The organism is Anabaena sp. PCC 7938, assembly GCF_049315035.1.
GTDB classification, from domain to species: domain Bacteria; phylum Cyanobacteriota; class Cyanobacteriia; order Cyanobacteriales; family Nostocaceae; genus Anabaena; species Anabaena cylindrica.
The window spans coordinates 4,962,994-4,988,294 of record NZ_CP186034.1 but is presented as its reverse complement, the minus strand read 5'-3'; the positions used below and the strand labels follow the sequence as shown (position 1 = coordinate 4,988,294).

Sequence of the window (25,301 nt, the reverse complement as noted above, 5' to 3'; positions counted from 1 at the left end):
TTTTTGGGACGCAATTGTAAAATTAGGCCGCGGACTCGCGAAAAATCCCTCTCTATATTGCATTCTGTTAACTGACTCTACTGCAAGCGGAACTTTTAAAGATCAACTCCGCAAAGATTTGAAGAGATTGGGACAAGGGCGAAATGATGATCTAAAAGAAATAACAAAAGAGGTTATCAACAAATTTGCCGAAAAGGGTATTCCAGATGATCCATCGCTTTTCAGGCGGCTTTCGATTACAGTTGTTGATCTTGAAGATGATGCCCAAGCAAAATCTGCACAGGTAATGCTCTCACAAGTTTTGGCAAACAAAAATCAAGCCAGTCAAGCTTGGAAAATCCTTGGAGGAGACGGACTTACACTTATTACCAATAGAGGCCGTCGTGATGCAGAAGGCATAGCACGACTATTGGGTAGCGTATCTATTCAGCTATCTGCAAACAGTTCAAATCCGGCTATTACAGCCGAACTTTATAGAGAATGGCTTGAAAAAACTACCTCTGACTTTATTGTTTTAGGAATTGAGAAAAAGCTGTCTATAGAAACTGATTGGATTCCGCTGAAAGCAAAACAAAGTAACGGTGATCAGGCAATTTTTAAAGCGGAATTAATTCCTGAACTTTATCATCTAACTGTTGTGGTAGGTGATCCAGGAAGTGGAAAAAGTACCTTAGTAAAGCGTTTAGCTTATCAGCTATGTGTTTTAGATAAAAAAGTTTTACGTGTTAGGCTCAAGCAGATTAATAACCTATGCAAACAGCAACATCAAAGATTTGAAGATGCGATTTTCAAAGCTGCTGCTGACAGTTCTGGTGTTAATGAAGATCAATTAAAATTTGCATTGAGTTGTCCTGATTATCTTTTGGTAGATGGGTTTGATGAGTGTGATGACTTGGCTAATATGGCCAGCCAACTAACAGCTTGGGCATCAGGACACTCCGTGACTAGAATTATCATGACTACTCGCCCTGGTTACGCCCTAGAATATTTTTCTGACTGGAAACAGATAGAAATTCTACCTCTAGAAGCATCAGATATTATAAAGTTTGCCAAAAGAATTTTTGAAATATATTCAATTGATAAAGAAAATATCAAAGAGCAAGAAATTTTATTTGAGAATTGGCTAAAAAATACTCAAACAGCTTCATTAGCAGCTAGAAACCCGCTATTATTGGGATTTGTTGTTCAACTATTTCCATCTGACGCGAATAGTATTTTAAATCGGGCAAATATCTATGAAAATATTGTGCATTTGCTTTGCCAGCAAGACACACAAGATAGAGAATCTATCAAAATTGACAAAGAAGACGAGCCAATTGCACAACGTATAATCGAAATAGCAGGTTGGAAATTAATGTATCAGCCTGAATTTTTAGAAAGTGAATTTTATAAGATATTAACTAATGACTTATTAAGTGAATTTAAAAACCTTACACGATTAAAAGTGCAAACTCAGGTTAAAAAATACATTTCTTTTTGGGAACAGCGCCGCATCTTTGAGAAAAACAAAGTTGGATTAAACCATACAATTAACTTTATTCATCTTACTATCTGTGAATATGCAGCCGCAAAGTATGTTTCTGATTTAGATGATCAGAAAATATGCAAATGGTTAGAGGAGGTTAGACAAGATATTAAGTGGCAAGAAGTTATACTATTTGCTGCTGGATTAGATAAGGTAGAAATAATTGTTAATCATTTAGTTAAACTTGATAATCTAGAAAATACAAATTCAACAGATATTTTGCTGGCCGCTAAAGCCTTAACGGAAGTAAATAATGCACCATTTGAGCTTAGAAAAGCAGTGTTTAAGCGGTTGCAGATACGATTAGAATCGCCAAATGCGTCTATAGTTATTGATGCTGCTAAAGTACTGCTTAGTCTAATACCTCAAGCTCCAGACCTAATTGGAAATATTGCACAATCTTTATCTTATCATACTCAATCATGGACGCGCTTGGCAGCGATTCGATTGGGTTTAGAATGTGGTGATAATTATGTCAATTTAAATATTCTCAGAGCAGTTATTAATGAATGTATTACTAAATCGGCAAGAATATATTATCAATCAAAATTACCATATATAGTTCCTCCATCTGACCAACAAAAAAAAGATTATGGCAAATATGGAAGGGGGTTTCAGGAAGAAGTTTTAGTTCAGGGTTTTCAATTACTCCTTAAGAAACAGCCGAATTTAGAAACATTTAAATATATTCAAAGTGTAATTAATAATGAAGACTGTAGTCTTGACACCACAAATAAATTAGATGAAATTTTTACAACTTATGTTCTTGAAGAATGGAAAAATGAGAAAGACACAGAGTATAAGAAAGAGTATGAAAGCCTATTGATGAAGTTAGTAAGAGTAGATAAGCCTATAACTCTACAACAATCATTATTGCAACATTTGAAAAAATTGAAGCAAAAAGAACGAACAAAGTATGCAGATAGATCATTTCTAGAAGCTGTACTTCGTGTAACTGATAGCAACTTAAAAATATTTATATCTGTCCAGCAAGTACAGGAACTAATTGCATTAGGTGTCCTTGTCAAAGGTATGAGTTGGTGGAAATTTCTTGTTTCGGATTGGTATTTTCTTAATGAAAATAACGATTTAGAAGCAGTTGACGCTGTAATTAAAGGTGCAATTGCAGCGCTGAATATTGAACATGAAAAAATAGCTATTGAGGCAAAAATAGCTCTAGAACAGATACAGTTTTGCGACGAATTAGATGTTATTAAATCTGTATTAAAAGGAGAAACAATCAAATCGGAAAATAGTTCACAAACATTTGATTGGGCTTTGGAGAAAATTCGAGAAATTAGTAGTCAAAATTATAGTTCACTGTCCTTAAAAATACCCACAGTACCTGCTGAACCAAAATGGGAACGTGCTAGAGAGATTAATATCTCTCCAGAAAATTTGGTGCGAGCTTTAAAACATCCCTCTCAGGGAATTTATCAAAATGCTACACTCTTGTTGATGAATGGAGTAGGAGGATCTGAAGCTATCAACCTAATTAAAGAACTTTTAAAAGAAAATAAGGATAATGAGCAAGTGCTTTGGGCTGTTTCAAATATAGCACCTCATCTATTGGAAGATGAAGCACTAGAAACAGAAAATTAGCGAAAGTTCACAGAATATGCAGTAGGTTAAGCCAAAAAAGCGAACTGCTGAAAACAGCAGTGCTATACGATCGCTCTTTTGACTAAGCCGGTGTAAACTGCAATGACACACCATTCATGCAATAACGCAAACCAGTAGGTTTGGGGCCATCATTAAACACATGGCCTAAATGTCCACCGCAATTGCTACAATGCACTTCAGTTCTAGTCATGAACAAAGACCGATCTGTTGTAGTAGCGATCGCACCCTCAATCGGTTTAAAAAAGCTCGGCCAACCAGTACGGCTATCAAATTTGCTGTCTGAGGTAAACAAAGCCTGTCCACACCCAGCACAGACATAAGTACCAGGCTCATAATTCTTGTCTAACGGGCTAGTGTGAGGGCGTTCTGTGCCATGTTTCCGCAACACCTGATACTGTTCCGCTGTTAAAATGCTTTTCCACTCTTGTTCTGTTTTGGTAACTGTAAACTCAGTATTAGAAGCTGCCATAGTTTCTGAACCCCAATTGATATAACGTGAAAAAAAGGCTGTGCCAAATAATACGGCACTAATCTGTAAAAAACGGCGTTTGTCCATATTTCTATTATTTACCATTTTACTTTTCTTAGCCAAGCAGACCCAGATGACAATTCAATCATCATGAGCGATTGGTCTGAGAAACCCATGATAGACTCATTAAAATTCGCTAAAAAAGTTTAATTTTCAAATTGCAGCGTTCGCGTCAACATAGATCAGCTATTCTGGAGTATCTTTATCCACAAACATCTATAGAAAATCCAGCGCTTTAACGCTAATGTGTCAACTGCTAGGAATGAACTGCAATGTACCAACAGATATTTGCTTCTCCTTTGAAGGATTTTCTGCTAGGGGAGGAAAAACCGATGATCATAGCGATGGTTGGGGTATTAGTTTTTCTGAAGGTAAAGGATGTCGGATTTTTTTAGATGCTAAACCCTCCATAGCTTCTCCATTAGCAGAGTTAGTCCGTCGCTATCCTATCCACTCTACCCACGTCATTGCCCATATTCGCAAGGCTACCCAAGGTGAAATAGCCATTGAAAACTGTCATCCTTTCTGCCGGGAACTGTGGGGTAGGTATTGGGTATTTGCCCATAACGGCAATTTACCAGACTTTCATCCTCAAAATAATGGCTTTTTTCAACCTGTTGGTAACACAGATAGCGAACAGGCATTTTGCTTGATTCTCAACGCTTTGCGAGCAAGTTTTCCTGATGGTAAACCCCCACTCAAGTTACTTTATCCTGTATTAAGCAAAATTACGGCAGAATTAAATTCTATCGGCATTTTTAACTATTTACTCTCTGATGGAGAGCATTTCTTTACCCATTGCTCTACCAAACTCTGGTACATTATCCGTCAAGCACCCTTTGCAGCCGCGCATTTAATTGATGAAGAGATGACTGTAGATTTTAGCGAATTGACTACCCCAAGCGATCGCGTTGCTGTCATTGTCACTATTCCCCTCACAGATAACGAAATTTGGACACAAATCCAACCAGGAGAAATACTAGTGTTTCAAGATGGTTTACCGCTTAATGTTGAGTAATTTATTTAGGAAAATATCTTAATAAGAAAATGCCAAATTATATGGCTTTCCCAATTTTGGTTCATCCTGTAAATACCTATTCACTATCCCAATTACTTTATCACTATCAATTGGCTTGGTGATAAATTCCGTTGCCCCAAATACCTTAGAACGTACTCTATCAAAAACGCCATCACTACCAGTTAATACTATCACTGGTGTCTTAGCAAATAAAGAAGTACTTCTTAATTGGCTGCAAAGTTCATAACCGTTGATCACAGGCATAATCAAATCCAAAAAGATCAAATCCGGTTTACTTTCAATTAGTACTGGCAAGGCTTTGACGGCATCTTGAATACCTATAAATCTCATCCCATTAGCAGTAATAATCCTCTCTAATATTTTACAAACTTGAGGGCTATCATCTATACAAGCTATGAGAGGAGCATTTTTACTAATTACTCGCGAATAACTAGATTGATGATTTGCTTTAGAAATTGCTAGAGGTAAGTCACCTATTTCTATTAATTCTGTGATTCCTTTTTGCATAAAAGGACGCAAAGAGCGAGTCACGGACACAACATTCTGCTTCATCTTTGCAGCTAAGTCCCATAATGTATGTTGTCCGTTAATTAAACGTTCAAAGTTATTATATACAATGGAGTTAACTTGCCTCCGTAGTAAGTCTGGATTGCGTAATACTGGTGATAGATTAGGATGGAAATTTTCCAAACCTGCTTCTGACCAACCATTCCAGAAATCTTTAATTTGTTGAAATAGGATATTGATAGATGTAGAAATTATTGGAGCTTCTAACTGTGTATCTTGATTTTGTTCACAGAAAAAAGAAGACGAGTTGGTTTTTTGAGCCAAGTCACAGGTAACTTCAAATATTGTTTTTTCTATAATATTATTAATTTGCTCATTAGTGATTTTTTGAGTTTTATACAAATTTTCTATAATCAAAAAATCCCAGTAATCAACTGATATATCAACGTCATAAAAGTTGATACTATTAATATCAAGATCATGACAGTTATCAACCAGATTTCTACGCAAACGACGGTGAATGTGAGTGCTTTCTGTCGCCCATACTAATTTTCCTAATTGATAATAGAAAATCCACTTGTTTTTTTTTGTATCTCTAATATTGATTTGACCACTAAATTGCAGTTGAGTACATTTTTTAAATATATTTATTATTCTATTAAATTGTATAAGTTGCGACTGAGTCATAAATTTTTCATTAAATTTTTTTGTGGTTAGGATGGTTTTGCTGATTTAAATAACCAAAAATTTAGCACTCAAATTGAGCATGGATAGTAGTTTTCCATCACCCTAAATGCAATAAAATATAACAGTAATTTTAGTAAGTTTACATATAGTAGGCTTTTGTAAATAAGTCCAACAATAGTATAAATACTGATATTTGCTATAGGAAATTTTGTCTTGACAAAAATAACTAAGTATGATTTTGTAGGGTAGTAAAAATAAAAGTATCTCCTCAAGAAAGCGATGGCAACTAGAACACCGCAAACATCGCATCCCTGAAGAGTTATTGTAATAATTTGACTGCGTAACTAGAGTTAGCGCTTTGCCCCTTGAATTTTGTCAAAGATGGCTCCATCATCAAAAAACTTCTTCTGCACAGCATTCCAACCGCCCAAATTATCTACGGTGTAGAGTCGGGAAATCTTCGGGAATTTATTCTGCACCTCTTTGGCTACAGTAGAATTAACGGGACGAAAACCAACTTTAGCAAACTCACGCTGTGCTTCAGGAGTAAAAAGAAACTTCACAAAAGCTTCTGCAACTTGACGATTACCGTGCTTATCAACATTTTTGTCCACAACAGCAACAGGTGCATCTATAGAAATATTAATTGATGGAACCTCATAAGATACATCTGTCTTTCCTTGTTGTGCAGCTAAGATAACTTCATTTTCATAGTTTAGTAGTACATCACCCTGTCCTTTTTTGTAAAAAACATCACTTGACTCTCGTGCATCTTTAGGTAGTACAGCCACATTCCGAAAAACTTGAGTAACAAAATTTTGGGCTTGAGTTTCATTTCCACCATTTTTAGTGATTGCACCCCACAAAGCTAGAAAATTCCACCTCGCACCACCAGATGTTTTAGGGTTGGCAGTAATAATTTTGATCCCCGGTTTAGCTAAATCAGCCCAATTCTTAATCTTTTTCGGATTACGTGGACGAGTTTCTAAAGCAACTACAGAACGAGTAACAATTGAATTATTCGGAGCTTCTTTCTCCCAGCCTGGTTGAATCAAACCTGCTTTTTCAATCTTTTTCGTATCCAGCGCCAACGCTAAAGCTACCACATCTGCGGGTAAACCATCAATTACAGCACGGGTTTGTGAACCCGAACCACCATAGCTTTCACGAATTATCACATCTTGACCTTTTTCTCGTTTCCATTTCGCCACAAACTGAGGAATGATTTTTTCGTAAGCCCCCTTAGTTACTGCATAAGAAACCAAAGTAATTTCGACCTTTTTACCACTTTGACTAATCAGTTGCGTTTTTGAGGTTGTGTTTAAACCTAATACAGGGTAAATCGTATTTATACTTAAACCTGCTACTAACCCTACAGTAGAAGAAAGCTTTAAAAATGGAACTACTAGATTTGTTGAGAAATTGTATTTCATGGGGAATTGTGAATTAGCTGGTAAAATCTACGGTATATAGATCGGGATATCGTAATTAATAGATTTAAAAAAGAGCGTATCAGATGGTACAGAGAAAATCAATAGGTTTTTTCAAAAAACCACGAATTATTTATCGGGAAATGTATGTATAATCTTTTTTTATTTAGAATAAAATAAACTGATTAAAAGCTTATGAATATATCCAGGAATTAAGTCAAGCTATTAGCCTGATGAAAATTTTTAGACCATAGAAGTTGTAATTGACCATGAAACTGGTACAATCCCCATATTCTCTATCGAGGAAGTGTTGTTTTTGCTTGCATTTATAACCACATATCTGCAATTATCTATATACTATGAACGGTAAATACCGTATTCCCATCAATTAACTGTATATTTACAGGAGGTCTGGAACATGAATTTGCGATCGTTCAAACAATTACAACTTGGATTTAAGCTAAAATCACTCAAAAGCTTTGTATCACTCTTTTTAACTGGAATATTCTTGAGTGTATCAGTTGCCGCTTGCTCTGGTACGAATGAGAGTAACTCCGCAGATACTCCGGGTGCTAGTCCTGTAGCGGCAAGTAAGCCCAATGTGGAATTAACCCTAGTATCCTTTGCTGTTACCAAAGCTGCTCACGAAGCCATTATTCCTAAATTTGTAGAAAAGTGGAAACAAGAACATAACCAAACTGTTACCTTTAAACAAAGCTATGGTGGTTCTGGTTCCCAAACTCGTGCTGTTATAGATGGATTGGAAGCAGATGTTGTCCACTTAGCCCTATCTGGAGACACCCAAAAGATTGAAAAAGCTGGACTAATTGAGCCAGCATGGGAAAAAGAAGTTCCCAACAATGGCATTGTCTCCAAATCTGTGGCAGCAATCATCACTCGTCCAGGCAACCCTAAAGGTATCAAGACCTGGGAAGATTTGGGAAAAGATGGCATCAAAGTAATTACGGCTGACCCAAAAACGTCAGGTATTGCTAAGTGGAATTTCTTAGCACTATGGAATTCCGTAGTTAAAACTGGTGGTGATGAAGCTAAAGCTACTGAATTTGTCAGCAAAGTTTACAAAAACGTGCCAATTCTGACTAAAGATGCGCGGGAAGCCACTGACGCTTTTGCCAAACAGGGTCAGGGAGATGCTTTAATCAATTATGAAAATGAAGTTATCTTGGCACAACAAAAGGGCGAGAGAGTTGACTATGTTGTTCCTGATGTCAATATATCCATTGACAATCCCATTGCAGTAGTGGACAAAAACGTTGATAAACACGGCACACGCGAAGTCGCAGAAGGGTTTATCAAATTCCTCTACACTCCTGAGGCACAAGAAGAGTTTGTCAAATTGGGATTCCGACCAGTGAATGAGACAGTAGCCCAAACTAAGGCAGTTTCAGACAAATTTCCAAAGGTAAAAACTCTGGGTGTAGTTGATGACTTCGGCGGTTGGACAGCAGTAGATAAGAAGTTTTTCGCTGATGGTGGCCTTTTTGACCAAATTCAGGTTAAAAACAAACGGTAATTTGGTGATTGGTGATTGATGATTAATTCTTTCTTCTCCTGAACTCCTGAACTCCTAAACTCCTGAACTCCTGACTCCTGACTCCTGACTCCTGACTCCTGACTCCCATCAGAAAAAACCTAATTTTGAATTATGACCGTATCTTCTTCGGCGAAAGTTGATCATAAACCTCCTGTTTGGAAGGTATTTCTAGATAATGTAATTCGACTTCCTTGGACTTGGCGAATTACTCTAGCATACTTAACTGTAATGTTGTTTTTGCCTATAGCAGCTATGTTTTTCAAAGCAAGTACGGAACCTCCGGCTAAGTTTTGGGAAATCGCTACCAGTGAGTTAGCCTTAGCAACATATAATGTTACTTTTTTGACATCAATTTTTGCTGCTTTGCTCAATGGTGTGTTTGGAACTCTGATTGCTTGGGTTTTGGTACGTTACGATTTTCCTTGCAAACGTATCATTGACGCGACAGTAGATTTACCTTTTGCCTTACCAACATCAGTTGCAGGTTTAACGCTGGCAACAGTTTATAGTGATAATGGTTGGATTGGTTCTTTACTTGCACCTTTAGGAATTAAGGTATCTTTTACCCGTTTGGGGGTAGGGGTAGCAATGATATTTATTTCCTTACCATTTGTGGTGCGGACTGTACAACCCGTGCTTCAGGAAATGGAACAGGAAATTGAAGAAGCTGCGTGGAGTTTGGGTGCTTCTCAATGGCAGACTTTTTGGAAGGTGATTTTACCACCGTTATTTCCGACAATTTTGACTGGTGTGGCTTTGGGTTTCTCCCGCGCTGTGGGAGAGTATGGTTCAACAGTGATGATTGCTTCCAATACACCGTTTAAAGATTTGATTGCACCTGTACTAATTTTCCAGAGATTGGAACAGTATGACTATTCTGGTGCAACAGTGATTGGTGTGGTTTTACTCGTAATTTCTTTGGTGCTGTTATTAGCTATTAATTTCTTACAAGCTTGGTCGAGAAGATATGACGACAGATAAAAGAAATAATTCCAAAAAACAGAGTTGGGTTCCAGGGGTTTTAATTGGTATTGCGATCGCTTATTTAGCTTTAGTTCAATATATCCCCACACTCAACGTATTCTACCAAGCTTTTAAAAAGGGAGTTGGCCCCTTTATCTCTAACCTCACCCATTCGGAATTTCTTCATGCTGCTTGGCTAACTCTTTTGCTGGCCTTAATTGCCGTACCTATAAATACTGTATTTGGTCTATGTGCCGCTTGGGCTATTTCTCGACATAAATTCCCAGGACGGGCTATCGTTCTCAGTATTATTGACCTCCCTTTTTCTATCTCTCCAGTAGTTGCAGGTTTAATGCTAGTCCTGCTTTACGGACGAAACGGATGGTTTGGCCCTTGGTTACAAAGCCATGATATTCAAATCATCTTTGCCTTTCCTGGTATGGTTTTAGCTACCGCATTTGTCAGTATGCCTTTTGTGGCTAGAGAAGTAATTCCGGTTTTAGAAGAGTTTGGTAAAGACCAAGAAGAAGCGGCCAAAACCTTGGGTGCAAACGATTGGCAGACTTTTTGGCGTGTGACACTGCCTAGCATCCGTTGGGGTTTACTTTATGGCGTAATTTTAACTAATGCCAGAGCAATGGGTGAATTTGGTGCAGTTTCTGTTGTTTCTGGCAATATTGGGAATACAACTCAGAGTCTACCGCTTTTTGTTGAAGATGCTTATAAACAGTATGAAACTGAAGCTGCCTTTTCTGCGGCTGTACTTTTGGCACTACTAGCAGTTGTGACTTTGGTGTTGAAGGAGATTTTGGAACGGAAAACACGAATTAAGGAAGTTGAATAATTCGTAATTATGAGTCTTGTTAAACAAACGTGAGTTCGACAGCGATCAAAAGGTAGAAACCCCAACCCCCTCCCCGCAAGCGATGAGGGGGCTATGATGTACCTCGTGTGTTGAGGAAACGCTATAATCAAGAATTAATTTATCGAACATAATTCAGGATAGAGAATACTTACAATATACTTTATCGAGAACCTTAGTAGAGACGTTCCATGGAACGTCTCTACATTTTATTCGGAGAGGTATTTTATATTTTTCAACCTATCATCAATTATCAACTCATTCTTTATACTGTTTCTCAATTTGCAGATATTTAGGAACGCCCATAAGTTCTTGAAAATCTTGAAAATTCATCAAACCGGGAAGATTAACAGTAGTGTTCTGTTCTTTAAGATGTTGAAAACAAGCACTCATTACTTCAGTCACAGCCATGAGTGCAGTTAGGGGGAAAAAGACAATTTTAAAACCTAATTTTTGTAATTCTGCTGGAGAAATTTCCGGTGTTTTTCCACCTTCTACAATATTAGCAACTAACGGCACATCAGGGAAAGCAGCAGCTATGGTTTGTAATTCTGCCACAGATTGGGGTGCTTCCACAAACAAGATATCTGCACCGGCATTGATGTATGATTTTCCTCGTTGAATGGCTTCCTCTAAGCCCAAAGGTGCGCGGGCATCAGTTCTAGCTATAATTACCAAACCGCTATCACCTCGCGCTGCCACCGCAGCACGAATTTTACCCGCGTGTTCAGTCATGGATATAACTCGCTTTCCTTCAAAATGACCACACTTTTTCGGCCATTCTTGATCTTCTAAAATCACCCCAGCTAAACCCAACTGTACGGCATCTTTTACAGTCCGCATCACATTTAAAGCGTTACCATAACCCGTATCACAATCGGCAATTAAAGGTATATTAATTGATTGACAAATCCGTCCTACACTGTAAAGCATTTCCGTAGCGGTGAGAAAACCATAGTCAGGTAAACCCAATGTAGAAGCAGCAATACCAAAACCACTAGTAGCAGCAACTTCAAAACCTGCTTTTTCTACAAGTTTTGCACTCAAACAGTCATACACACCAGGAATAATGATAATTTCAGGTTGTGCTAGTAATTCTCGCAGTTTTTCGGCAGCAGACATATAAGTAACAAGTAGATGACAACTAAGAATATAAATTATCCCGAATCATTCCGCGCCTTAGCATTGCAAGTTACCTGTCATGCAGTCAATCAGGCAAGCGATCGCACTGAAGCCTGTTCCATGATCCAAAATACCATTAAACGTTTAGAACAGCAAATCGCTGCCAGTATCGCTTTTATTGGTTTTGACTGTCGTTTAATTGTCCTCCCTGAATATTTTCTTACAGGTTTTCCATTGGGAGAATCTTTAGAGGTATGGGCAGAAAAAGCCTGTTTAGAAATGGCAGGGGCTGAATATGAAGCACTTGGTAAAATTGCCCAAAAACATAAAATATTTCTATCTGGGAATGCTTATGAACTAGATCCCAATTTTCCAGGTTTATACTTCCAAACTTGCTTTGTAATTGATCCTTCCGGCTCAATTATTTTACGCTATCGGCGGCTAAATTCTATGTTTGCACCCACACCTCATGATGTTTGGGATAAATATCTTGATTGCTATGGATTAGAGGGAGTTTTCCCGGTTGCAAAAACCGAAATTGGCAATTTAGCAGCTTTAGCATCTGAAGAAATTTTATATCCAGAAGTTGCCCGATGTTTAACAATGCGTGGTGCAGAAATATTATTACATTCCACATCAGAAGTTTATAGCAAAAACCTGACCCCAAAAGATGCAGCTAAAATCACGCGTGCTGTGGAAAATATGGTTTACGTCGTTTCAGCCAATACAGCAGGTATAATTAATAGTCCCATTCCTGCGGCTTCTGTCGATGGTGGGTCTAAAATTATTGATCATCGAGGCATCGTATTAGCAGAAACAGGTGCAGGGGAAAGCATGGCAGCCTTTGCTGAGATTAATATAGCAGCACTGAGGAGCGATCGCACTAGGCCAGGGTTAAATAACCTACTTTCACGTCAACGATTTGAACTCTATGCCCAAAGTTACCACCAATCACACTTCTACCCACCTAATACTATGCTAGATGGAAACGTAGACCGTACACATTTCATACAAACACAAAAAGACACCATTGAACGCCTCACTAAATTAGGGATAATTGCTAATTCGTAATTCGTAATTCGTAATTCGTAATTCGTAATTCGTAATTCGTAATTCGTAATTTGTAATTTGTAATTCGTAATTCGTAATTCGTAATTCGTAATTCGTAATTAAGATAATACCTTTTGACAAATGAAAAATGACAAAACCAATTGAAGTCCGCAACCCCCGCACAGGGAAATTTGATTATGTCATTATCCCACCACCTCCCAAACTGCTATCCCAGCAATGTCACCGACTCCGCAGAGGGCAAATTTATTGGCAGAAACTCGGTATTGAAGGCAGAATTGATGCACTCAAGCAATGGAAACAAGCCATATTATCTGAGCGCAAACAGTTAACAGATGCCTTGGTAAGTGATACAGGTAGATTATCAACAACTGTACTAGAAATAGACTCTTTTCTCTCAAGTATTGATAGGTGGTGTAATTTAGCTCCCCAGTTACTACAAGAAACCTCCAAAAATACAGCTATTCCCTTTATTGCTTTACAACAAACAGCCGTTCCTTATCCTCTAGTAGCTGTAATTAGTCCCTGGAATTTTCCCTTATTATTATCTACAATTGATACAATTCCAGCTTTACTAGCAGGTTGTGCCGTCATAGTTAAACCCAGCGAAATTACTCCCCGTTTTGTTGCACCCTTGATGACTGCACTAAATACAGTTCCTAAATTACGCGATGTTTTAAACTTTGTAGAAGGAGCAGGACAAACAGGAGCAGCTTTAATCGAAGAAGTAGATTTAGTATGCTTCACAGGCAGTGTTGAAACAGGGCGTATAGTCGCACAAACCGCAGCGAGAAACTTTATTCCATCTTTCTTAGAATTAGGAGGAAAAGATCCAGCTATAGTTTTAGAATCAGCTAATCTAGACTTAGCAACTTCAGCAATTTTATGGGGTTCTGTGATCAATTCTGGGCAGTCATGTTTATCAATTGAAAGAATTTATGTTGCTGAATCTATCTTTGAAGAATTTTATCATCAATTAGTAACTAAAGCCTCACATCTACAACTAGCCTATCCTACAGTCGAAAGCGGTGAAATCGGCCCCATCATTTCCGAAAACCAAGCCGCAATTATTAATGAACATCTACAAGATGCCCTACTACAAGGAGCAGTAATTCACTGTGGTGGTAAAGTAGAAGAATTAGGTGGTGGTTGGTGGTGTCGTCCCACAGTTATCACCGAAGTTGATCATTCCATGAAAGTGATGACTGAAGAAACCTTTGGCCCCATTATGCCCGTAATGGCTTTTTCCACAGTAGAAGAAGCAGTGGATTTAGCAAACGACTCTATTTATGGACTGAGTGCGGCTGTATTTGCTCAATCAGAAGAATTAGCAATTGAAGTTGCCCAAAAAATAGATGTAGGTGCTATTAGTATTAATGATGCAGGTTTAACATCTATGATGCACGAAGGAGAGAAAAACGCCTTTAAATTTTCTGGTTTAGGAGGTTCTCGCATGGGTGCAGCAGCATTAAAACGCTTCATGAGAAAAAAAGCCTTTCTAATTAAAACCAACACCAATAAAGACCCGTGGTGGTTTAATGAAGGAGAATAGGGAAATGGGAAATAGGAAATGGGAAACGGGTAAAAGTTGTTCCCAATTACCAATTACCAATTACCAATTACCAATTACCAATTACCAAACCAATTATGTCTAATATTCGTTTAGAAATGCCTGTTTTAGCCCGTCATGAAGGTGAATGGGTAGGAACTTATACCTTGGTTGATACAACAGGAAAAATTCTTGACAGTCATCAATCTCATTTAAGTTGTCAATTTCCTGCAAATAGCGATTATTCTTACTATCAAATTAATCGTTATACTTGGGAAAATGGTAAACAAGAAGAGCATAAATTTCCAGGAACATATCAAGATAAAAAACTCTGGTTTGATACCGAACGTATTCAAGGTAAAGCTTGGGAAGTTGATGATGCAACCGTTATTTTGTGGTTTGGTTATAAACAGTTTCCCGATATGTACCTGTATGAAATGATTCAAATCAGTCCTGATAATAACTATCGCGCTCGTACTTGGCAATGGTTTAAAAATGATCAAATTTACCAACGCACTCTTATTCAAGAAGAAAGGTTAAAATAATAATTCTGTGATTAAATTACCACTTGACAAGGTATCGGCATGGCAAAAAGCGACAAAATCAACTTTTCTACCCCTAGCGGTTTTCCAGAATTTCTACCCAGCGAAAAGCGTTTAGAAGTATATTTATTAGATATAATCCGTCGTGTATTTGAAAGCTATGGCTTTACACCGATTGAAACCCCAGCAGTTGAAAGGTTAGAAGTGCTGCAAGCCAAGGGAAATCAAGGTGATAATATAATATATGGTATTGAGCCTATCTTACCACCAAATCGCCAAGCAGAAAAGGATAAATCTGGTGAAACAGGTTCAGAAGCAAGAGCTTTAAAATTTGATCAAACTGTTCCCTTTGCAGCTTATATTGCCCGTCACTTAAATGAATTAACCTTTCCCTTTGCACGTTATCAAATGGATATGGTTTTTCGAGGAGAACGGGCAAAAGATGGACGTTTTCGGCAGTTTCGGCAATGTGATATTGATGTTGTTGCTCGTGGTAAACTCAGTTTGCTATATGATGCCCAAATGCCAGCAATTATCACCGAAATATTTGAGGCAATTAATATTGGTGATTTTGTAATTCGCATTAATAACCGGAAAATTCTTACAGGTTTCTTTCAATCTGTAGGAGTTGCAGAAAACCAAATTAAAGCTTGTATTGGCATTATTGATAATTTGGAAAAAATTGGAGAAACTAAAGTTAAATTAGAGTTAGAAAAAGAAGGAATTTCTCTTGAACAAACTGAGAAAATTATTGAATTTATTAAAATTGATGGTAGTGTAGATGATGTTTTAGATAAACTCAAACATTTAGCACAACATTTTCCTGAAGCCGAGCAATTTAATTTAGGAGTTTCTGAATTAGAAACTGTAATTAATGGAGTTAGAGATTTAGGAGTTGCTGATAAACGGTTTTGTATTGATTTATCTATCGCTCGTGGTTTAAATTATTATACTGGAACTGTTTACGAAACTACTTTAATAGGACATGAAGCGTTAGGTAGTATTTGCTCTGGTGGCAGATATGAGGAATTAGTGGGGATGTTTTTAGGCGAAAAAATGCCTGGAGTGGGAATTTCCATTGGTTTAACGCGGTTAATTAGTCGGTTGTTAAAAGCGGGTATTCTCAATACCTTATCTGCAACCCCAACCCAGGTTGTGGTAGTGAATATGCAAGAAGATTTAATGCCTGTTTATTTAAAGGTATCACAGCAATTGCGTCAAGCAGGAATTAATGTTGTGACCAATTTTGAAAAACGTCCTTTAGGTAAACAATTTCAAGCAGCAGATAAACAAGGAATACAATTTTGCGTTATTATTGGTGCTGATGAAGCCGCAGCACAAAAATCATCATTGAAAGATTTGAAAAGTGGTGAACAAGTAGAGGTGGCTTTGGCAGATTTAGCTGAAGAAGTTAAACGGAGGCTTGTGTAAAAAACCCTCTCCCAACCCGCAAGCGAGGAGGGGGCTATGATGTACCTCATGTAATTAGGAAACTTGATAAACTGAGTTTGAAAAGAACGATTTCTGCAAAAGTAAGGTTTATTATTATTCTGATGGAGGGGCAAACTGTGCAAATACCTCTGCCCCCGTCAGGTTATTGGTTGCATTCGCAAAACAATAATATTCAGGCTTTTCATCAATGAAAAACTGATGATCGAAAATAAGACCTTCACCGTTATTGAATAGTCCAACAGGCATGAAGAACTGGTTATTTTGCCTCAATTTATAAAATAGATGGGTACCACAACGCTTACAGAATCCACGCTCTGCCCATTCTGAGGATTGATAAACCCCGATATTTTCTTCACCAGAGAAGGTAACATCACTTCCACATTCAATTGCTAACAAAGGTCCTCCACCCCACTGGCGACACATATTACAATGGCAAGCTCCTACATGATTACTCATATTTGTTGTGGACACGCTTACCACTCCGCATAGGCAGCTACCTTTTGCAACACTTACATTAGACATATTTTGCTCTCCTTTTGATATCTCAAGTTTGATTTTTTCCTAGTAGTCTATTAACTGGGAAATGATGGGTTCATTCGTCATGTGTGTCAGATATCAACTGTTTGTTGATTGTTGATGAATTATTGAGTCTAACGTACCCTACAAAGCTGTTTATTTAAAGGTATCACAGCAGTTGCGTCAAGAAGGAATTAATGTTGTGACTAATTTTAAGAAATGTCCTTTAGGTAAACAATTTCAAGCAGCAGATAAACAAGGAATTCAACTTTGGGTTATTATTTAGTGCTAATGAAGCCGCAGCCAAAAAATCATCATTGAAAGATTTGAAAAGTGGTGAACAAGTAGAGGTTGCTTTGGCAGATTTAGCTGAAGAAGTTAAAAGAAGGCTGACTTAAATAGCTCTTGCGTTGTTTTTATGGTGGTTGAGGATTATTTATAACAAAACCCCTGCCACGTAAGAGTTATAAGGGATTATGATCCTTCTTGAATAAAATGCTTACAGGATAAGGCTTTCAATGATTTTGAACCAAGTTCTCCATAAAAATAACCGAAGAACCACTTAAATTCAGTATTGATCAGGGGAGTATTCTCTAATTTTACTTGTTTTTCTCAAGAGCAGCTTGGAGAAGCGCCTGATCTTGCTGAGTAATATCTGGGTTATGCAGTATCCAGTAACAATTTAGCTGATCAAGAGTACGAAATAAAAGTAATGCGCCACTTTCTGTCCAAAATGGACCGTGGGGAATGTGTGCAGGTCGCCAGTAGTAGCCGTCTTTGCACATAGCACTATAACGTCTATTGAAAGGATCATCACTCATAGACCAATGCCCAAGGATATCTCCACTGATGACATATGCCTCCTCAGTAGTAGGATGACCAGCATAAAAGTTACCTTCTAACCACATAGGTACTAAACCAAGAATCCATGTGGCGCGTCCGGTTTTTTTATTGGTGTACAAGCTTTTACGTGCTGAACCAGGAGGTAGGAAGGTTGTGCTTTCCCATTTCATAGCGTGAAGTTCTTGCAGGGGAATATACTCAGTCATCCGTTCATGGGTCTGCATATTTGGATGATATACAGAATTTTCTCTTGTTTGCTCAAGGCTGGTGTAGTCTTCTGTTATGTAAGTGGGAGTGGCATCGGGCATCCATAAGATAATGGTATCTTCTTCGGTTTTCCATGGGCCAGTAGGTATACCAGCAGGGATGAAAGAGTGACTGAGATTGCGGAGTTTAAACCCACCTTGGCAAAGTACGCCGGTTAGTACGAAAATTTCCACATCAGTAGTGAAATGACCGATAGGTGCGTCCCAGCCTTTGTTCAGGACTACTCGCTCTGTAGATTCGCCAGTACTTTTGTTGATGGATAGAATCTGAGCCGTACCGAATTCACCAGTAATAAAGTTTTTTACCTCAAAAGGTAATTGTGGAAAGTTGATAACTGAGTTAAGTGATTCTTCAGTTTCTACGTGTTTACGTCCTGTGGAGGCTTTGTTGTTCATTTGAATACCTGTGTTTGTGTGCAAAAGATTTACATTGTTATGATAAAAAAATGAATTTTTATTTGCTGGTTGTATAGTGATACCGTGTTTAGATGACAAATTTTTTGGAAAGCTGCATCTATGCGTGGTTTTTTGATGCCATATTATCAAAAATATATTCCAGAGGCACGCGATCGCTTACTCAAATCTGTTCTACACTGGTAAAATTAAAGTCGCAGTGAAACCAACAGAGTTTCAGAGCTTAGAAGCCATACCTGATGCCGTCCAAGACCTCCTGATAGGTAAAAATTGCGGCAAAGTAGTTGTTAAATTACAGCAGTTTGCGTAGTTAGGAGGTACAAAATCCAAATTAAAACCTATACACAAAGCCAGTTTTACTCCTGACTCCTGACTCCTGACTCCTGACTTCTGCTGTGTCTCCTGCGGGGTGAGACACCTGAGGGGGATAACACTGCACTCAATATTAGCAATATGAGAACTATAATCGTTAGTGAATTGATTCCTTTGGCTAGGTGTCAATTAATTAGGGCGATCGCACAACTACAACGGAACTGCGATCGCTTCTTTTATCTCTCCAACAACTCATCTACTGCTCTACAAGCCTTTTGCCAGCGTTGTTTCCAGTCACCATTAATGATAATATAAGGTCGATTGCGTGATTCTAAAGCTTGAATACAGCGATCGCGAAATTCTTCTCGATAATTAACCAAAAACCGCTGAGAATCATTCACCCAAGGTACATCCACATCCAGCAGCAAATATAAATCATACTGTCTACGATTACCTTCCTCCTCAATCCACCGGGGACATTTTCCAAACAGGACATCACTCCAAATCGTAGTTGTAATTAAATCAGTATCACAAAATATTACTTTATTTGCCTGATGCACCAAAGCATCCTCAGAAGCCATTTGTCCTCTAGCAATCAGAGGAATATCTGTAAAATCACAATGTCCACCTTTAAAATCTAATAATCCCCGTGCATATTCGCTCACATAAACAGTATGATAGTGGTTAGCTAAATTTTGAGTCAACGTCGATTTACCCGTCGATTCTGCACCAAAAATACACACACGACGCACAAAATAAGGACGCACAGATTCCGGTAGATAACGCCAATTAGTAAGGGAATTTTGCCTGATTTGTGTACCAGAGACAGGTACTAAATTCCGTCCATGATCTACAGGAATATAACTTGCTCCCAAGATTTCTGCCAACTTCCAACCATAATCTTCCGAAGCAAAAACATAATCTGGCCCCGTAGGTAATACCCGACGAATACTGTCATACCAAATCTGCCAAAAATTAGGATCATCTTTTGGTTCCTGGGGATTTTCATCAGTGACATGAACCACATTTACATCAGAAAAAATCTGCTTCATCCAGCAGTAACGCAAATCTCCGGGAATAGGTTCTGACTGAATAGAACAAACTAAAACAGTCAAATCGTCAACATAATTTCGCGCAAAATCGACAAGATACTTATGTCCTAGATGTGGAGGCATAAACTTGCCCAAAATCATCCCAGTCGTAGTTTTTTGTAAGCCCTTTTCCATTCTTTATACCCCAATACAGCTAAAACCAAAAATACCGTATAGAGTCCCGTTGTGGGGTAAAGATGTTTAACAGCGTAAACTCCCACTGCTATTAAATCAACCATTATCCAAATAATCCAACACTCTAATATTTTCTTAGCCATCAACCATTGGGCAATTAAACTTAAAATAGTAATACTTGCATCAGGGTAAGGTAAAGCTGCATCAGTGTAATTGTGCATAATATAACCTAAACCGAAAGTCCCAACAACGGCAACCCCAGACCAAATCAATTTTCCTTGGTTAGAAATGCGAGTAACCGCAAGTGGAGAATCATCGTTACCTCCATGTAACCAAGCATACCAACCATAGATTTGTAAAAAAATGTAAATTACTTGGAGAATAGCATCTGAATAAAGACGTGCTTCATAGAAAACGAAGATATATAAAAACACCATCACTAACCCAGTCGGCCAGCACCAGATATTTTCTTTAACAGTCAACCAAACGCTGACAAGACCGAAGATAGCTGCAATAATTTCAATATAAGTCATATAATTTTAGACTGGGGATTTTAGGGCTTAAATTATTTTTTAGTGCCTTAATTGCTCTAGGATATTGGGCTCTTGCGTCTCTTTTATGGAGAATTAATACTAAAGTGCCAGTTTAATAAACTACGTAATCTGAAATTGCTAAAGTTACGAAATCCATATCCAAGTCTTTTGATTAATTTGAGTTTATTATTAATTCCTTCTACAGTACCACTAGTAGTTCTGCCGTCAAAATAACCTACAACTTCACCAAACCACCTAATCATTGTTCCTATACTTTTGGGAAAATAAGAAAGTCCATCGTGCATCCAATCTAATAAATTCATTATGCTTTCGCCCCAAGACTTAGTGGATTCAAATATGTCTCGAAATTCTTCTTTTAGGGCGTGCATTTTGCCAGAATAGGGAAACTTTTTGAACATTATTTAATCTTTCTTTTTGTTGTTCATTTAAAGAATCTTCATTTTTATTAAGCTATATTTGCTTTTATTTAATCCTGCTAATATTCGGTCTCGCTCTGATTTATTATCTAAAGACATGGCGGCTCTCTTTTCAGATTTACGCATAGCATCTAATTCATCATTTACTTGTTTCATTACATGAAATCTATCAGCAGTTATATTCGCATTTGGCATTAATTCTTCTACTAAACTTTTATAAGGAGACCAAAGATCCATACTCACTTCAACTATTTGTTCAAGTACCTGAGATCCCCATTTGACAATAACTTCACGTATTTCTTCTATTCTTCTTGACTTCACCAACTCAATAGGTTTACGAGTATCTAAATCTACTAATACTGCTAAATAACTTCCTTGACCTTTCACCAAAGCAATCTCATCTATGCCTAACCTTTTCACCTGATTTAAATTAATGTTTAATATTTGTGATACTTGTGCCTTTAACATTGATTCAACTTCTTCATCGCTTAAGTCATTTCTTTCGGCAACACTATGAATATTACTGTCTAATACTTGTGCAACTATATCTATGGCTAGTCTTTTAGTATATCCTTTACTTTTATCTACAAAATTTAGCTTTTCACTGAAGACCTTTTTGCACTTGTTACATTTGAATTGACGGCGATTTATTCTTAACAATACTGGTTTTTCACTCCAAGATAAATCGTGAATTAGCCGCCAATGATTTTGATGTATACTATAGGTGGTTTTTTCACAGTCTGGACAAGTAGAATAGTTGACAGCTTTCTCTATTGTTATAATTATTCCTGCCCCAACAAGTTCTTGAAAATCTAACACTTTCATCTCTGGGAGATTGAGGATTTGATCTACGCTAAATTTCATAACTATCCCTAAAACTTTTGTATTTGATAATTATGATTGTAATCCTATGCTTATTCCCATATATCAAAAAGTTTGCAAACCTTTACAGGGATAGAGTTTTCAACTTTAATAATTTAAATTTATCGGCATTAAATTTTAATACTTTTAGTTTTCTCCATAAAAGAGACGCAAGAGCCGGATATTGTAAATCTAAATAGTAGCAAAATTTCAATTTGACATTAAAAGGGATAATTAATAGATGACCACTACATCAGAAAACACTTTAAAAGTAGCACAACAAGCATTTGAGCATTTTACAAATGGGCTAGAAACAGGTAATTGGCAAGCATTTCTAGATATACTCACCGACGATTTTAGTTTTTGGTTTCCAATGGGGAAATTTCACGGATTAAATGTAGGTAAAGAACGAGCAAAAGAGTTTTTTGATTATGTTTCCGAAGCTTTTAAACCTGGATTAAAGCTTAAATCTTTAGATAACATTACTAGCAACGAAAAAACTGTTATTTTTGAATTTAGAGATGAAGGCAAATTGTTAGGAGAACCTTATAAAAATCGCGTTGCAGTTGCCTTTGATGTCAGAGAGAATAAAATTTGTGGTTATAGAGAATACTTTGGCAGTGATGGAAAATCCTATTAGCCTTTAATACACAATTAAATTTATAGCTATTTTGAAAATATCTTTTTCCCCTCCACAAAATAATGAAGAGGGTTTAGATGCTAGGTAAAAATATGATAAATTCTATATTTAGAGTAATTTGTTTAAAATTAATTGCCCTCAGCATTTAAACCATTAATTTCTCTACATTTGACTTCAGCCGCTTGATAAGCCGTCAAATATTCTTGATCACCTAACATTAAATCACCATAATATTCATAAGGTGATTGACCATAAACTGGCAGAGGATCATCCTCTGGATAATCTTCTTTTGATTCGTCAATTATGGCTTTTAGCTTTTTGAGAGTTAGACTTTGTGCAGGAAAATACCAAAGGTTTTTATGGTTTTTTTGTAAATAAGGAAGAGTGGGATCGATAATCACTTCATCTAATTCAATCCAACCATGTTCAACAGGTTTATATGGCTGACCAGTAAACACTAAAAAACCTTGAACATATCTTGATCCTTCAGTTGCTAAAGCAGCTTTATAAGCATTCTCAAAAGGTTTTTTAGCTTTACTTTTGATGCTTTCAGCAACTTGCAGAGATAGTGATTCATCTAATAATTTATTCATGGGTGAAATTAGCCTCCTCTAATTACTGTCAATTCTATTATCTTTTAATGTCTACACTTGTAAACCGATTTTCACAATTTTTTAAGTAGGATAGAAAGATAAAAAAATCTTATCAGTATGACATAAGTTCAGGTTTTACCCTTTTGCAGTATATGTAAGGTTGCACAGAATGATGATATCAATTGAATTATCCGTCTTTATCTGCGTTCAATTATTCTTGATATTTTATTCCATGCGACTTCATATCAATTTGGGATCAGAATCATTTTATTTTCTAAATCATTAGTAAATGTGTGATTTTCAATCCCTAATAGGGATTAATGAAAATTGCAATAGTAAAAATCGTTGAATATTTCGTTGATTCAGTTATGTTTCAATCCCTAATAGGGATTAATGAAAATTGCAATTTTTGCTTCTTCACAGGATTTTGGCGGCTCTCTTCGTTTCAATCCCTAATAGGGATTAATGAAAATTGCAATTACTTTATCGGTGGTTTTTTTCACCTCTTTCGTGTTTCAATCCCTAATAGGGATTAATGAAAATTGCAATAAATTCGTTCTTTGTCCCCGAAACAGGCGAATCCTACCCGTTTCAATCCCTAATAGGGATTAATGAAAATTGCAATTAGCGTTTCTATGTTGTTGAAAGCTACACCCGTATGTTTCAATCCCTAATAGGGATTAATGAAAATTGCAATTCCCCAGCATTGGCAGAAACTACAGTTAAAATCTCAAGTTTCAATCCCTAATAGGGATTAATGAAAATTGCAATTTTTTTTAACAGTATCCCAGCTTTTATGGAATGAGCTATTTGTTTCAATCCCTAATAGGGATTAATGAAAATTGCAATCTTGCTGCTTGCTGTATCGGATCAGTTGGGTTTGATGCCCGGTTTCAATCCCTATTAGGGATTAATGAAAATTGCAATTATGAGGAGTTTATAAAACTGATTGAAACATGAATGTTTCAATCCCTAATAGGGATTAATGAAAATTGCAATGTACGGATTACAAAATCTTCTGGACTCGCTTGGGCGAAGTTTCAATCCCTAATAGGGATTAATGAAAATTGCAATTGGAGTGCATCGAAGGATGTCCGCCAGGAACGCTTGTTTCAATCCCTAATAGGGATTAATGAAAATTGCAATGGTTGGCGTGAAGCTTTGGGGCGGTACACAGAGGGGTTTCAATCCCTAATAGGGATTAATGAAAATTGCAATCTAAGGACTCTACCGTGAATTTGGAGGTTTGGGCTGATGGACGTTTCAATCCCTAATAGGGATTAATGAAAATTGCAATTAGGGGCTAAAATGTCAGAGCAAGAAAAACTAAGTGTTTCAATCCCTAATAGGGATTAATGAAAATTGCAATGAGATGTGCATGACGGAAAGTTACCGTACCTGGTTTCAATCCCTAATAGGGATTAATGAAAATTGCAATTACCAACTCGTTAGGTTGGATTGCAGCTATCGATTTGTTTCAATCCCTAATAGGGATTAATGAAAATTGCAATGTGTGCGGTTGGTATCGGTTGTTTCTTCCGATGTACCGTTTCAATCCCTAATAGGGATTAATGAAAATTGCAATATGGATAAGATAACAATCGTACTTTACCTTGATGTTTCAATCCCTAATAGGGATTAATGAAAATTGCAATCAGATGAACCCCTACCATTGCCAGATGCCCAAAAACGTTTCAATCCCTAATAGGGATTAATGAAAATTGCAATAAGACGGCTAGGTATCAATGTGCAAGCTATTGAGGTTTCAATCCCTAATAGGGATTAATGAAAATTGCAATGTGCAATTCACCACACCTACACAGTTATCAAATGGTTTCAATCCCTAATAGGGATTAATGAAAATTGCAATTGATGACGCTGAAATAATTCATCAATGGTTAATAAATGGTTTCAATCCCTAATAGGGATTAATGAAAATTGCAATTGGCGATCGCTATTAATCCACAAGGTAAACAAAGCATTGGACACTGTTTCAATCCCTAATAGGGATTAATGAAAATTGCAATATCTAAAAGACCTTTTAAAAGTGCAACTCTCTCGTTTCAATCCCTAATAGGGATTAATGAAAATTGCAATAAAATGTGGCAGCAGAAGCTACAGACGAATTTCTTGATGTTTCAATCCCTAATAGGGATTAATGAAAATTGCAATAGCGGCATCCTGGAAGCCTGTCTGTATTTGGTTTT

At 37.1% G+C, this 25,301-nt stretch carries 19 protein-coding genes, 3 pseudogenes and 1 CRISPR repeat array; of the genes and pseudogenes, 12 read left to right on the top strand and 10 right to left on the bottom strand.

Going from position 1 to position 25,301, the window contains the following annotated elements; genetic code table 11:
* Positions 1–127 precede the first annotated feature (127 nt).
* Positions 128–3,127, top strand: a complete 3,000-nt coding sequence (locus tag ACOWPH_RS22495; protein ID WP_190645480.1) for an NACHT domain-containing protein — start codon at positions 128–130, stop codon at positions 3,125–3,127.
* 82 nt (positions 3,128–3,209) lie between these two features.
* Here ACOWPH_RS22495 and msrB read toward each other — a convergent pair whose 3' ends face one another.
* The gene (gene msrB, locus ACOWPH_RS22490) at positions 3,210–3,704 is read right to left on the bottom strand and encodes a peptide-methionine (R)-S-oxide reductase MsrB (RefSeq protein ID WP_015212339.1); all 495 of its coding nucleotides are present in this window, start codon (positions 3,702–3,704) and stop codon (positions 3,210–3,212) included.
* Between the two features lie 217 nt (positions 3,705–3,921).
* Between msrB and ACOWPH_RS22485 the strand changes: the two genes are divergently transcribed.
* Complete coding sequence (locus tag ACOWPH_RS22485) at positions 3,922–4,695, top strand: class II glutamine amidotransferase (protein ID WP_015212338.1); 774 nt, start codon at positions 3,922–3,924, stop codon at positions 4,693–4,695.
* A gap of 18 nt (positions 4,696–4,713) precedes the next feature.
* On the opposite strand, the gene ACOWPH_RS22480 is transcribed toward ACOWPH_RS22485, so the two are convergent.
* Entirely contained in the window at positions 4,714–5,910 is a 1,197-nt protein-coding gene (locus ACOWPH_RS22480; RefSeq protein WP_015212337.1) for a response regulator, read from the bottom strand.
* 350 nt (positions 5,911–6,260) lie between these two features.
* Positions 6,261–7,343 carry a sulfate ABC transporter substrate-binding protein gene (locus tag ACOWPH_RS22475; protein WP_015212336.1) on the bottom strand — a complete coding sequence of 361 codons (1,083 nt, stop codon included), beginning with the start codon at positions 7,341–7,343 and terminating at the stop codon, positions 6,261–6,263.
* 415 nt (positions 7,344–7,758) lie between these two features.
* Here ACOWPH_RS22475 and ACOWPH_RS22470 point away from each other — a divergent pair, with 415 nt between their 5' ends.
* From ACOWPH_RS22470 to cysW, 3 genes are all read left to right on the top strand, one after another.
* Entirely contained in the window at positions 7,759–8,874 is a 1,116-nt protein-coding gene (locus ACOWPH_RS22470; protein WP_015212335.1) for a sulfate ABC transporter substrate-binding protein, read from the top strand.
* Positions 8,875–9,006: 132 nt separating this feature from the next.
* A complete protein-coding gene (gene cysT / locus ACOWPH_RS22465; RefSeq protein ID WP_015212334.1) occupies positions 9,007–9,876 on the top strand; it encodes a sulfate ABC transporter permease subunit CysT in 870 nt (289 codons plus the stop codon).
* On the top strand, positions 9,863–10,702 hold the full coding sequence (gene cysW, locus ACOWPH_RS22460) for a sulfate ABC transporter permease subunit CysW (RefSeq protein WP_015212333.1): 840 nt from the start codon (positions 9,863–9,865) through the stop codon (positions 10,700–10,702). Before cysT ends, cysW begins: the two co-directional genes overlap by 14 nt.
* Before the next feature lie 276 nt (positions 10,703–10,978).
* On the opposite strand, the gene ACOWPH_RS22455 is transcribed toward cysW, so the two are convergent.
* Positions 10,979–11,842, bottom strand: a complete 864-nt coding sequence (locus tag ACOWPH_RS22455) for an isocitrate lyase/PEP mutase family protein (protein ID WP_015212332.1) — start codon at positions 11,840–11,842, stop codon at positions 10,979–10,981.
* 15 nt (positions 11,843–11,857) lie between these two features.
* Between ACOWPH_RS22455 and ACOWPH_RS22450 the strand changes: the two genes are divergently transcribed.
* The 4 genes from ACOWPH_RS22450 (at position 11,858) to hisS (ending at position 16,432) form a co-directional block, all read left to right on the top strand.
* A complete protein-coding gene (locus ACOWPH_RS22450) occupies positions 11,858–12,913 on the top strand; it encodes a nitrilase-related carbon-nitrogen hydrolase (protein WP_015212331.1) in 1,056 nt (351 codons plus the stop codon).
* A gap of 127 nt (positions 12,914–13,040) precedes the next feature.
* Positions 13,041–14,462, top strand: a complete 1,422-nt coding sequence (locus ACOWPH_RS22445; protein ID WP_015212330.1) for an aldehyde dehydrogenase family protein — start codon at positions 13,041–13,043, stop codon at positions 14,460–14,462.
* A gap of 95 nt (positions 14,463–14,557) precedes the next feature.
* Positions 14,558–15,004: a DUF3598 family protein gene (locus ACOWPH_RS22440; protein ID WP_015212329.1), complete on the top strand. Its 447-nt coding sequence runs from the start codon at positions 14,558–14,560 to the stop codon at positions 15,002–15,004.
* A gap of 39 nt (positions 15,005–15,043) precedes the next feature.
* Complete coding sequence (gene hisS, locus ACOWPH_RS22435; protein ID WP_015212328.1) at positions 15,044–16,432, top strand: histidine--tRNA ligase; 1,389 nt, start codon at positions 15,044–15,046, stop codon at positions 16,430–16,432.
* Between the two features lie 114 nt (positions 16,433–16,546).
* On the opposite strand, the gene ACOWPH_RS22430 is transcribed toward hisS, so the two are convergent.
* Positions 16,547–16,975, bottom strand: a complete 429-nt coding sequence (locus tag ACOWPH_RS22430) for a GFA family protein (protein WP_015212327.1) — start codon at positions 16,973–16,975, stop codon at positions 16,547–16,549.
* Positions 16,976–17,123: 148 nt separating this feature from the next.
* Between ACOWPH_RS22430 and ACOWPH_RS22425 the strand changes: the two are divergent.
* Positions 17,124–17,367 (top strand): annotated as a pseudogene (locus tag ACOWPH_RS22425) (His/Gly/Thr/Pro-type tRNA ligase C-terminal domain-containing protein); the annotation flags it as partial.
* A gap of 201 nt (positions 17,368–17,568) precedes the next feature.
* Here the strand turns inward: ACOWPH_RS22425 and ACOWPH_RS22420 are convergent.
* The gene (locus ACOWPH_RS22420; RefSeq protein ID WP_015212326.1) at positions 17,569–18,474 is read right to left on the bottom strand and encodes a DUF4437 domain-containing protein; all 906 of its coding nucleotides are present in this window, start codon (positions 18,472–18,474) and stop codon (positions 17,569–17,571) included.
* Between the two features lie 96 nt (positions 18,475–18,570).
* Between ACOWPH_RS22420 and ACOWPH_RS22415 the strand changes: the two are divergent.
* A pseudogene (locus ACOWPH_RS22415) lies at positions 18,571–18,802 on the top strand (alcohol dehydrogenase); the annotation flags it as partial.
* Positions 18,803–19,040: 238 nt separating this feature from the next.
* Here ACOWPH_RS22415 and ACOWPH_RS22410 read toward each other — a convergent pair.
* From ACOWPH_RS22410 to ACOWPH_RS22400, 3 genes and pseudogenes are all read right to left on the bottom strand, one after another.
* Positions 19,041–20,030: an AAA family ATPase gene (locus ACOWPH_RS22410; protein ID WP_015212325.1), complete on the bottom strand. Its 990-nt coding sequence runs from the start codon at positions 20,028–20,030 to the stop codon at positions 19,041–19,043.
* A complete protein-coding gene (pnuC, locus tag ACOWPH_RS22405) occupies positions 19,994–20,563 on the bottom strand; it encodes a nicotinamide riboside transporter PnuC (RefSeq protein WP_015212324.1) in 570 nt (189 codons plus the stop codon). The genes ACOWPH_RS22410 and pnuC overlap by 37 nt, the downstream gene beginning before the upstream one ends.
* An 83-nt stretch (positions 20,564–20,646) precedes the next feature.
* A pseudogene (locus ACOWPH_RS22400) lies at positions 20,647–21,825 on the bottom strand (ISL3 family transposase).
* Positions 21,826–22,102: 277 nt separating this feature from the next.
* On the opposite strand from ACOWPH_RS22400, the gene ACOWPH_RS22395 reads away from it, so the two are divergent.
* Positions 22,103–22,501 (top strand): nuclear transport factor 2 family protein, encoded by a 399-nt coding sequence (locus ACOWPH_RS22395; RefSeq protein WP_015212323.1) that lies wholly within the window; start codon positions 22,103–22,105, stop codon positions 22,499–22,501.
* A gap of 128 nt (positions 22,502–22,629) precedes the next feature.
* Here the strand turns inward: ACOWPH_RS22395 and ACOWPH_RS22390 are convergent, their stop codons facing one another.
* Positions 22,630–23,094, bottom strand: a complete 465-nt coding sequence (locus ACOWPH_RS22390; protein WP_015212322.1) for a hypothetical protein — start codon at positions 23,092–23,094, stop codon at positions 22,630–22,632.
* A 297-nt stretch (positions 23,095–23,391) separates the two neighbouring features.
* A CRISPR array of direct repeats spans positions 23,392–25,266; the repeat unit is 37 nt; unit sequence GTTTCAATCCCTAATAGGGATTAATGAAAATTGCAAT.
* Between the last annotated feature and the right edge of the window lie 35 nt (positions 25,267–25,301).